The organism is Chitinophagaceae bacterium (genome assembly GCA_016699815.1).
Taxonomy (GTDB): Bacteria; Bacteroidota; Bacteroidia; order Chitinophagales; family Chitinophagaceae; genus Ferruginibacter.
In genome coordinates, this window is sequence record CP065012.1 from 2646199 (window position 1) to 2658356 (window position 12158).

The window sequence follows — 12158 nt, forward strand, 5'->3', positions numbered from 1 at the left end:
ACCGGCGATAGATACATAGATATTAGGAAATTACAGGTGCTCTTTGGAGTTAACGGAAAGGGTAATTGTAGGTATTGCGACTTAGGATAGAGATTATAAAAATCTCTTTGAGCCGTAAAACTATATAAAAAATCTGTATTTCAAAACTTTTTTTAAAAAAATATAAAAAAGACTAGGTTTTTCTTTTGGCTTTTTCCCACAAAACCGTTTGCTTTTTGCCTAGGAACCGCCATAATCCAATGTAAAGGCAAATATTCATAAACACAAAATAATAGGGTACATAAAGCATTTTAACCTTAATATTTTTAAGTGAAAAAAGCCAACTGAGCAATGCAGCCAGGTAAAAAATTATTTGAAGACAAAGCAGCACGCCGTATATAGGTGCTTTGTATGTAGCTACAAGCCAAAAATTACTCAAAAATACAACAGGCAATAAAAAGGGGCAAACTACCCATCTTAAAACCCTGTGCGAAATGTACTGGAAGCTTAGCTTACCGTACTTAAATATATTTAATAAAGATTTAAGCATAACCACCGACTGGAAACCGCCTGCACTTATCCTGATTTTTCTTTTTTGTTCCTCCTGCATTGAAAAAGAGGGCGCTTCTGAAGCAAATGCATTGGGCTCGTAAGCCACCCTGTATCCTTTTTGGCAAATGGTAAGGGATATAATAAAGTCATCCAGTAAAACATGGGTAGGTGTGGGTTCAAATAGTTCGGTTCTTATAGAAAACAATTCACCCGCTGCACCTACCACGCTGTAAAAATCCGCATCTAACTTTTTTAGAAAAGACTCGTATTTCCAGTATAATCCTTCGCCTGCACCGGCGGCATCACCGTAATTGTTTATATCAAGCACTTTTTTTTCGCCCGCAACTGCGCCGGTTTTTGCATCAGTATAATGCTTTACTATTTGCCTGATGCATTGTTTATTTAAGAGCGTATTGGCATCGCTGAAAATTACAAAAGCTGTAGTAACAAAGGGCATCACCCTGTTGATTGCGGCAACTTTACCGGCTCTTTCGGGTTGGTAAAAAAGTTTTATCCCAGTGTTTGCTGCAATAATATCTGTACTGCTATCATTGGATCCATCGGCAATAAAATAAAATTGGCATTTTTCCGATGGATAATCAAGTTCAAAACAATTTTTTATTTTATCCTTCAAAATCTCCGCTTCATTATATGAAGCTACAATAAGTGTTACATGGGGTTCAAACTCCTCAGTAATATTTTCTTTAGATTGCTTTTTAAAAACTTTTTTTACCTTAAGGATCATCCACAAAAGGATACCGTAACCTATATAGCTGTAAAAAATTACCAGCAAACTAAGCCAGAAAATTATCTTAATCGTCATACTTATTAATCAGGTATATATTCAATAAATTTTTAACAAAAAGCAGATTATTAACGCAATATCGGCACAATGCGTATTTTTTTTTAAAAAAATTTGCACAAATGGAAAAAATAAACAAAATTTGCGTGTACTATTTACCTCGGTATTATTCAATTCCTCTTTAAAGCTTATTTTTTGCCATTTTAGTTTAGGCGATCCCGTTTTTAAATCCTCAATACTTTTTCTGGTATTGTATTTTATGTAATTCCACATCCCTTAAACCCAATTCCTGTAAAGCAAACCAATCAATTCTAAAATAGAATACAGGAAATGAAAAAGACTTTTTACTTAATTACTGCATTAGCAGGCCTACTCTTTGTTGCAACCTCTGTAAAAGCCCAGTATGGTTATGGGTTTAACTCTGCCGACCCTAATATTGTTTTTACCGGAGGCAACAACCCGGCTGCACCGGATTGGAGTAATTACTATAAAATTTTAAAATGGGGCCATACCAACCGCCTGGGTTGGAACCCTTATAATTACGGATACAAATGCTACTGGCACCGGGGCATGGTATTTAGGGTAAAATTCCCCAAAAGTTACCAGCAAGGTGTGCAGGATGGTAAAAAATACCCTATGTTCATGTTCTTTCATGGAATGGGAGAAAGAGGATCAATTTACGATAATGAATACCAGCTATTGCATGGTGGCCAATTGCATGCGCAAAAAGTAGATGCCGGGGATTTTGACGGCTTTTTAATTTATCCCCAAAGTACGGATGGATCCTTTCAGGGATATTTTCCTGCAATGAATTCTTTTATTGATTCGTTGGTTGCTGGCGCAAAAGCTGATGAAGACCGATTAATTGTGAGCGGGCTTTCTGCAGGTTCCCAATCAAATTATGAATATATTTATCAAAATCCCAAGAGGGTTGCTTCTTTAATCATCATTTCTGCTGCGGCTACAACATATTACTCTCAACTTTCCACTTATCTTACGGTTCCAGTTTGGATAACAAATGGCGGTAGAGATGGTAACCCGGCTGCAGGTATTGTTACTACTCTTGTAGATTCATTTAGAAATATGGGTGGAAAAATTATACAAAAACTTTATCCCACTATGGGTCATGGTGTTTGGAATGTTTTTTGGAATGAGCCCGTATATTTCCCATATCTGCCGCAGCAACATAAAGCCAATCCTTTAGTTTATTATCAGCATAGTGAATTTTGCTCCAACGAGCCTGTAAATGCAAGGCTTGCCCTTCAACCAGGCTTTTATGATTACGAGTGGGATAAAAATGGGATTCTCATTTCCGGGGCTAACAATAATGAATATATTGCTACAGATTATGGCACTTATCGTGGCCGTTTTAAACGTACCTCTACATCAGAATGGTCTGCCTGGTCGCCAACGCCTGTAATGGTTACAATAAAACAGGCAACGGTAACACCACCAATTACTATTAATGGGTCGTACAGTAATGTACTTCCTTCTCCTGATGGGCGCAACACCGTTCCATTAATGGTGCCTTCCGGTTATGCTTCTTATGAATGGAGGAAGATTAGCGATAATTCTTTAGTAAGCGATACCAGTGTTTACAATGCGCCTATAGGCCAGTATAAAGTAAAAGTGAACGAGCAATTTGGTTGCTCCAGCGATTTTTCCCCAATTTTTAATGTTATATCGGCCAATGGACAAAATGGGCCAGATAAGGCAAATAATTTAACCGCTTTAACTTTATCTAATTCCACTATTCAATTAGACTGGAACGATAACCCTACGCCGGCTTTTAATGAAACTACTTTTGAAATATATAGGAGCAAAACCAGGGGAAGTGGTTACCAGCTTGCCGGAAGGGTAGGTGCAGATGTATTACAATACATTGATGAAGGCTTAAGCGCCAGTACAAAATATTATTACATTGTAAGAGCCGTAAATAATAACGGCGCTGCAGAAGTAAGTAATGAAGCCAGCGCCACAACATTTGGCGATAATACGGCACCAAATACTCCTCAAAATTTAAGGGTTACTTCGTCTTCTGCTACTACAATAAACCTGGGCTGGGATCCTTCATCTGATGACGTAGGTGTATTTAAATATGATGTATATGTAAATGGCGTAAAAAGTTATATTACCAATAACAATTTTGTAACTACAGCTAATCTTATTGCCAATCAATACTACTCATTTTATGTAGTAGCACGGGATGAAGCCGGAAATTCATCAGTGCCAACCGACCAGATTGTAGGTTTGACAAAACAATCAGGTTTGATTTATAAATATTATGAAGGTACTTATAGCACACTGCCTAATTTTAATGGCCTCACCCCGGTTAAAACTGGCACAGTACCCAATGTAACCATTTCTCCACGCAACAGGGATGATAATTTTGCCTTTATGTGGGATGGCTATATCAATATCCCTGTAGATGCTACCTACCAGTTTGAAACTTATTCTGATGATGGTAGCCGTTTATATATTGACAGAGAATATACCGGAACCGGTACAGTAGCTACCGTTAATAATGATGGTTTGCACGGTCCGCAATATGCATCAGGTACAGTTCATCTTACTGCTGGTGTACATAGGTTTATTGCCACATTTTTTGAACAGGGTGGGGGAGAATTAATGCAGGTGTTTTGGAAATCGCCTACTGCCGGTATCAATGAAAGAACTTTGATACCGGATAGCGCTTTCAGGTTGATTGTGCCAGGCATTGCAGCAAATTACCCGGCTGCCCCATCAAATTTATTTGCAACCGCATCCGCTACCAATAAACTTGTTTTATCCTGGACGGACAATAGCAACAATGAATCAGGGTTTCAGTTATTGAGAGGAAGTTCAATGGCCGGGCCATATTATCCTGCCGGTACAACTGCCGCAAATATTACCAGTTTTACAGATTCAATAGGCCTTATTGCAGGTAAAAAATATTGGTATAAAGTAAGGGCTCAAAATAACTATGGCGTTTCTGCATTGATCAATAATTTTGAAGGTTCATGGACTTTTAATAATAATTATTCTGATGAAAGTGGAGCTGCCAACAATTTAGCGGGCTATGGCTTGCCAAAATTTAATACTGCAGCGGCTGAAGGAACGCATGCTTTGCAACTAAATGGGAACAATCAGTATGTTTCTGTTCCTAATAATGCAGTAACACATTTTCCGGCAAATACTTATTCGTCCCGTACAATTGGCGTTTGGGTAAACCCAACCAGTTCTGCTATTGCTGGTACGAATAATGTGGTAGTAGATTTTGGCGGAAAAGATAATGGTATGGCCATAAGGTTCAATAGTGGTTCATTACAAGCGGCCATTGCCGGCAATAATGTACGTAAAACACTTACTGTTTCAAATATAATTTCAAATGCTAACTGGATTTCTGGAAACTGGAACCATATTACCTTGGTTTATACAGCCACAACAATTACCCTTTATGTAAATGGTATATCAGTGGGAACAACTACCCATACAATCTCAACAATTTTTAATTCTACAAATCCTTCTGCATTTGGTGCATCCAGAGGACAAAATGCATTTAACTCAGCAGCTTCATCATCTTACTTTGCTGGGTTTATTGATCATGTAACCGTAGTTAAAGAAGCCATTGCCACAAGTTTGGTTCCTTCTTTTGTAAAGTCTTGCCTGCAGTCAGATACTACTCTCAGCCTTACGCCAAAACCTGCAGCGCCATCAAACCTTGTTATAAATGGAGAAAACACCACTTCAATTGCAATGTCTTTTAACGACAACTCCGGCAATGAAACAGGCTTTGAAATATTTCGCTCAGTAGGAGACAACTCTAATTACAGGTATATTAAAACTTTGCCGGCAAATGCCACTGCGATAGTAAACTATACCGATGATGAGTTGTTTGCCAATACCATTTATTATTATATCATCCGTGCAATAAATAACGGCGGTAATTCAGCGTTTACCAGTGAGGCAACCACAAAAACGCACAATAACATGCCAAACTTTAATGCATTGCCTGCCGATTCTTTTGTAATGCATTACAGCACTACAGAAAATTTAAATATTGGCGCTACCGATTTGGATGGTGAAACTTTAACACTTACGGTGATTACTACATTGCCGCCATTTGTAAGTTTTAACCAAACAGGTAACGGAACAGGCCAGTTTACATTTATCAACCCCGATATATTACAACAGGGAGATTTCCCAATGCAAGTTGTAGTGGAAGATGAAAATACAGGAACCGATACACTGAATTTTATTTTGGTAGTAAACGACAATAATAAACCTGTACCCAATTCGGTAACCGATGTATCACTTGCTGAAGGTGCAGTATTAAATGTTCCTGTATCAGCTACAGATGCACAAGGTAATACGGGTTTAGTGTGGTCGGTACAATCTTCGCCATCATTTGTATCGGTAAATAATGGAGTAGATGGAAATGCAACTGTAGTTTTAGCTCCTGGGTTTTCTTTTGAAGGGGTACATAGCATTGTACTTAAAGTTACAGATGCCGGTGGCGCTTATTCCTTATTAAGTTTTAATGCTACTGTTACCCATGCCGAACCTGTATCGGAAGTTGTATATATGAATATGGAAAATGCTGCACCTGTGGCCAATGCTCCATGGAATAATATTACCAATGTTGTAAGTACCAATTTGCTTAATGCAGTTGGCGCAAATACAGGAATTGGATTGAATTTTAGCACCGGTTGGTGGAGTACAAGTGGCCAGGGTTCAATTACCGGAGATAACTCTGGTGTTTACCCAGACAATGTAATACAGGATTTCTTCTACGGTGGCGTTTACGGCTCCCCCGATACTATCAGTATTACTCTTACAGGCCTTACTGTTGGTACAAGGTATAATGTTACCATGTTTGGCAGCAGTTCCTGGGCCAATTTTACCAATAATGGTACTACCCTATACGAGTACAATGGCCAAAGTAAATCAATTGACGTACAAGGCAATAAAAACAAAACAGTTTCTTTTGGCAGCGTAGCTCCTAATGGTTCCGGCCAGTTGGTATTAAGAATGTACAAAGCGCCGGGTTCACCCATTGCTGTTTTAAATGCAATGGTGCTGGAGAAACTGGTAAACGACTTATCGTTACCTGCCATGCCGGAAAATTTAGTTGGTGAGGCATTAAGTGATGCAAAGGTTGAACTTTCCTGGAAAGACAAATCGTATAACGAAAACAACTTCCAGGTGTACAGGGCAACAAACCCTGCCGGGCCTTATATATTATTAAACACAGGCGCTACCAATGCAAATGATAGTGTTTATGTAGATAATTCCACATCCAGCCAAACTACTTATTATTATAAGATTGAAGCTACCAACGATAATGGAAGTTCAGGTTTAACCAATTTTGTAGAAGTAAAATCTACCAATAGGTTGCCAGTGCTTCAAACCATAAATGATATTGTGGTACAAGGCGGAGGCTCAGCCAATGTAAATATTTCCGGTACCGATCCCGGCGATGTTTTAAACTTAAGTGTTTCCGGCCTTCCATCATTTGCCGTATTTACACCAACCGGTAACGGTACAGGATCAATTTCAATTAATCCGGGAACAAATGATGTGGGTACGTATAATAATATCAGTGTAATACTTACTGATAATAATGCTGGTAAAACCGAAGAAACCTTCAGCATTATTGTAACGGATCCTTCAGTAAGAAATGTGTATATTAATTTTGGTCCGCAAGGTTCACCGGCTGCACATACGCCATGGAACAATGTACTCACTTATCCTTTTACCAATTATGTGGTAAGCAATTTAATAGATGATGCAAATACAAATTCTGGTTTTTCTATCCGCCTGGTAGATGGATGGGAAGGCAACCAATCTGCTGGTATGTACACAGGGTATAACAGTGGTATTTACCCCGATAATGTAATGCAATCCAGCATTCATGTAACAGATGCATTGGAACACAATATTGAAATTTCCGGCCTTAATCCATCTATGCGGTATAATATAGTTGGCTTTAGCAGCCATGATGCAGGAATAAGTTCTTCTATGACCATGAAATCTGGAGCAAGCTCAGTTGTACTTGAAGGAATGTACAATGACGTTAAATCGGTTCAAATAAATAATTTAACACCCAATGGTTCAGGCGTACTTACGGTATCATTCAAAAAAACAACTTCTGATCTCAGGTATTTAAATCTCAATGCATTAATTATTCAGGAAGTTGACCCTGCATTTATTTCCTCAAGTATTGTAAGGCCTTTTAATCTTATGGCAGAAACCCTGCTGGATAGCACCCAAATTAAACTTACCTGGAGCGACCAAAGTAGTAACGAAGCAGGGTTTGAATTATACAGGGCTACTTCTCAGTATGGTTCTTATTCATTAATTGCCACACTTTCAGCTGGCGTTACTACATACACCAACACTGGTTTAAGCCCCAATGTGCGGTATTTCTATAAAATTCGATCCTACCGTGGTAGCGGTTTAAGCAGGAGGAACAGCGACTATAGCAATATTGCAACAGAAGTATTATCACCAAGGATTGTTTATATTAATATTAATGTTGAAAGTGCAATGAATGCATCTGCACCCTGGAATAATTTAAACTCACCTGCAGTTGAAGGAGCAACATTCCCTGATTTGAATGATAACAAAACCTTTAACAGCGGGGTAGAAATGGAGATTACTAAAGAGTTCAACGGTACCGGTTACGGTGGTGTAAATTCCAATAGCGGCATCTTCCCATCTTTGGTAATGCAAAGTAATTACTGGAGCGATGCCAATCAGTTGAGCCAGGTTAAATTCAAAAACCTGAATATTAATAAACGTTACCGTATTGGTATTTTTGGCAGTGCCATCTTCTTTGGATATGCCATTGCTAATTATACCTGCAACGGCCACACAGTACAATTGAACAGCTATAACAACAGTACCAAAATTGTATATCTCGATAATTTGCAACCGGATGATAACGGAGAACTGGTATTGAGTGTAATAACAGCGCCAGACCAGCCTTATACTTTTACCGGCGCATTTACCATTGAGTCTTACAATGCTTATGATAATTATACGCCAATAAGCACAAACAAGCAGGCAGACGAAACAGAACCTGCAAGTGAAAATGCCCCAGGAGAAATAATTAATAATGCAAATAGTAACCAGCATCCTGTTGCGCAAGTAGAGAAAGGTATGCAGCAAACTGTTGCAATAAAAGAAGATAAAGGCGCTATTAATGTATATCCCAATCCGTTTACAAATAAAATTGAAGTAGAAGTAAATGAAGTAAAAGCTGATAATATTTCAATTTTACTCTATGATGTAAATGCAAGGTTGATCTATAAATCAACTCCATTTAAACCTATTTCAGGCAGAAATGTAATTCAGGTAAATCTGCCAGGCGGTGTTTCATTAACTCCGGGAAATTATGTGCTGAATGTATTATTTGATGGAAAGCCAGCCAAAACGGTTAAACTTGTCAAAATAAGATAAGCTGAAAAACCAAAACTTTAAAAAGTCTGGTATCTTCGGGTACCAGATTTTTTTAATAGTATTTAAAACCTCTTAACTGAAATTACATGGAAGTATTGTATTTTTTAAAAGTACTCTACCGCAAAAAATGGATTATTCTCGGCCTTAGCCTGCTTGCCGCAATCCTTACTTTATTATTGATTATAAAGAAGCAACCTTTATATGTTTCCACAGCACAATATTCAACTGGGTTTACTACAGAAAAACTGAGGCTTGCCGATGGGTCTTCTGCAATTGATATCTACACCATAGAAGTAAAGTTTGATAACGTAATAGCCACCATTACATCTCCACAGGTAATTAATTACGTGGGCTACTCTCTGCTATTGCATGACTTAACAGATACAGCAAATGCATTTACCAAACTTGGGCCAAAACAAATGCAAACGCCTTACTACCGGGAAATGCAACCCGATACGGCAAAAAGAATTCTCTTAAACAAGCTGGCAAAAAATGAACTGCTAAAATCGGATGTACATAAAGAAAGGGTATTGATTGAATATTTTAAGTTGTATGGATATGACTATAAATCTATCATGCAAAATTTGATGGTACACCGGGTTGACAGAACTGATTACCTGGATATTTCCTATCAATCCACTAATCCCGAACTAGCTGCCGTGGTTGTAAATAAAGTAGGCGATGAATTTTTGAATTATTATAAAACGCTCAATTCAAAACGTACCAGTGAGTCAGCAGAAAATATCAATTCAATGATTGATAACCAGCAACGGAAAGTAGATAGTTTAAACAAGTTGTTGATTAATGAAAAAATAAGCCAGGGTTCTTTTGACCCTTTAAGCCGATCATCTACGGCTATGGAAACGGTGAGTTCACTGGAATCAAAACTTGCAGATGAAAAAGGGAAGTATAACGAACACTCCAACCGTGTAGTTTACCTTAAGGCAAGGCTAAACAGCTTGTCGGCAGGTAGTAATAGCGGTACCAATAACAATGCAGAGGTGGTGAGATTGACCAAACAAAAAGATGATTTAACCAAGGAACTGGCCAGAAAAGGTGGTAACGACCCAGTGCTACAACAACAAATTAGTGATTTGAGGGCAGAGATAGTACTTAAATCCAATAGTGGAAGTAGCAAATCAAAGAGTAAAGACGAAATAGATAAAATTACCAGGGAAATTAATGAAGAAGAAGCCATGATGAACGCAGCAGCTTCTACCATTTCAGATTATACGGCCAGCATAAGAAAATACAGCGGTATGACCAATGTAAGCGTTGGCAGCGATGTTAAGATGGATGTGATACGCAGCCAGTTGGATATTGAAAACAAGCAGTTAATTAGCGTAAAAGATAAATACACACAGGTGCAGGGTTTGTCAAAAGACGACCCAACAGTAAACTTTATTCAAACACGTGTTGGTCAGCCTGCGCCTGAACCACAGTCGAAAAACACATTGATTTCAGGGATACTATCAGGCTTTGCAGTTTTCTTTTTGCTCTCTGTATTATTTATTTTTCTCGAAATTTTTGACTCTTCCATAAAGTTGCCTTCAGTTTTTGGTAAATTAACAAAAATGAAAACCGCTTCTATTCTAAATTCCTTAAAATTTAAAAAGCAATCGGCAACCAATATTATGCTTGGCCAGGCAAAGCCAACACGAGGCAATGAGTTATTCAAAAATAATATCCGGAAATTACGTTTTGAATTATTGAACAGTGGCAAGTCAATTTTCCTGTTTACCAGTACACAGCCACACACCGGTAAATCCACAGTTTTGGAAGCACTGGCATCATCTCTTCTACTGAGTAATAAAAAAGTTTTGGTACTCGATTTAAATTTTTCTCACAATACCTTAACGGAGAAATACAGTTCCAGGGTGTTTATAGAAGATTTTGCCGGAAGCCGAGGTATAAATCCTGCCCAAATTAAAAATGCACAAACAGAGCATGAAGGCCTGTATGTTATCGGATGCAAGGGCGGCAATACCACTCCTTCAGAAGAACTCCATAACCTGGATATGAAGGCTTTTCTTGATTCACTTAAACAAGAATTTGATTTTGTATTAATTGAAGGTGCAGCCATGAATAATTATGCCGATAGTAAAGAAATTGCTGTTTATGCAGAAGGAGTATTTACAGTGTTTGCAGCCGATAACAGGTTAAGCCCTACGGATTATAGTGCACTAAAATATATTACAGAAAATAGCGCAAAAAATTTTGGTGCAATTTTAAATAAGGTAAATACCGATAACATTAATACGTAAACATTAGTGTAAGTATTTTTTGCCTGTAACCATTACCAAAGAAGATGAAAACCAAAAGACAGGCTTGGGTGGATTATGCAAGGGGAATTGCTATTATACTTGTTTTATATCGTCATGTATTTGAGGGTATAAAATACGCCGGCATTTCAATACAAGAGTATTTGCCCATTGAATATGCCAATATTATGTTTTATAGTTTCCGTATGCCTTTATTTTTTATAGTATCCGGCTTTTTTGTTGCTAAAAGCTTACAAAAGCGTGGGTTGAGCAGTTTTGTAGCTACAAAGGCACGCACCATTATTTACCCCTATTTTTTATGGGGATTTATACAAATATCACTGCAACTTGTCTTTTCATCTTATGTAAATGCCGATAAAGAACAAATGCATTATATCTACCTGTTGTATTCGCCAAGGCAGGTAGGACAATTTTGGTACTTATATGCTTTATTCAATGTAGCTGTATTGTATGTACTTGTAAAAATTTTATTAAAAGTTCCGGTATGGTTAAATGTATTGTTTGGGCTTATCATGTATTTAATTTCGGCTTATATATTTCAACACAATATTAATGTTTGGTTTTTGAGTGACATATTGCACTATTATATATTTTTTGCAATTGGGGATTGGGTGAGCTTTTTTATCAATAACGCCCCAAATGAAAAGTATATGAAATCATCAAAAATTTTAATGCTGGTGCTTTTCCCATTCCTGGCTTTACAGGCCTGGTATTTATATTTAAACTTGCAGCACCCATTGCCACATTATGATTATGCTGAGTATCATTTACCCATTTTGTTTTTACTTATTGCATTAGTGGGTTGTACATTTATCATTTTACTATCTAATCAATTGGAAAAAAGAAACGCACTCCAATGGCTAAGGGTTTTAGGCGAACATTCATTGTATATTTATGTGGCCCATGTGGTAGTAATGGCCGGGTTAAGAATTTTCTTAATGCATGTTCTGCACATTAATAATTTACCAGTACTATTATTATCTGGCATTATAAGCGGTTTAATAATTCCCGTTTGGATGTATAAACTTGCTAAAAAGGCCAATATGGAATGGCTTTTTGCGTTAAAAGAAAAAAAAAGATTAAAATCAGCAATTCAATAA

General features: G+C 37.6%; 4 protein-coding genes. 3 read left to right on the forward strand and 1 reads right to left on the reverse strand.

The genetic code is table 11. From position 1 onward, the window contains the following. Nucleotides 1-172: 172 nt before the first annotated feature. Nucleotides 173-1354, reverse strand: a complete 1182-nt coding sequence (locus IPO46_11785; protein ID QQS62753.1) for a glycosyltransferase family 2 protein — start codon at nucleotides 1352-1354, stop codon at nucleotides 173-175. 309 nt (nucleotides 1355-1663) lie between these two features. On the opposite strand from IPO46_11785, the gene IPO46_11790 reads away from it, so the two are divergent. The 3 genes from IPO46_11790 to IPO46_11800 all read left to right on the forward strand — a co-directional run bounded on the left by IPO46_11790 (nucleotide 1664) and on the right by IPO46_11800 (nucleotide 12158). Continuing rightward, on the forward strand, nucleotides 1664-8776 hold the full coding sequence (locus IPO46_11790) for a hypothetical protein (protein ID QQS62754.1): 7113 nt from the start codon (nucleotides 1664-1666) through the stop codon (nucleotides 8774-8776). A gap of 86 nt (nucleotides 8777-8862) precedes the next feature. Then, the gene (locus tag IPO46_11795) at nucleotides 8863-11040 is read left to right on the forward strand and encodes a hypothetical protein (protein QQS62755.1); all 2178 of its coding nucleotides are present in this window, start codon (nucleotides 8863-8865) and stop codon (nucleotides 11038-11040) included. A 44-nt stretch (nucleotides 11041-11084) separates the two neighbouring features. Continuing rightward, a complete protein-coding gene (locus IPO46_11800) occupies nucleotides 11085-12158 on the forward strand; it encodes an acyltransferase (GenBank protein QQS62756.1) in 1074 nt (357 codons plus the stop codon).

Excerpts from the sequence above, each read along its gene's own strand:
- IPO46_11785 (QQS62753.1), bottom strand. The coding sequence starts at position 1,354 with ATGACGATTAAGATAATTTTCTGGCTTAGTTTGCTGGTAATTTTTTAC.
- IPO46_11790 (QQS62754.1), top strand. The coding sequence starts at position 1,664 with ATGAAAAAGACTTTTTACTTAATTACTGCATTAGCAGGCCTACTCTTT.
- IPO46_11795 (QQS62755.1), top strand. The coding sequence starts at position 8,863 with ATGGAAGTATTGTATTTTTTAAAAGTACTCTACCGCAAAAAATGGATT.
- IPO46_11800 (QQS62756.1), top strand. The coding sequence starts at position 11,085 with ATGAAAACCAAAAGACAGGCTTGGGTGGATTATGCAAGGGGAATTGCT.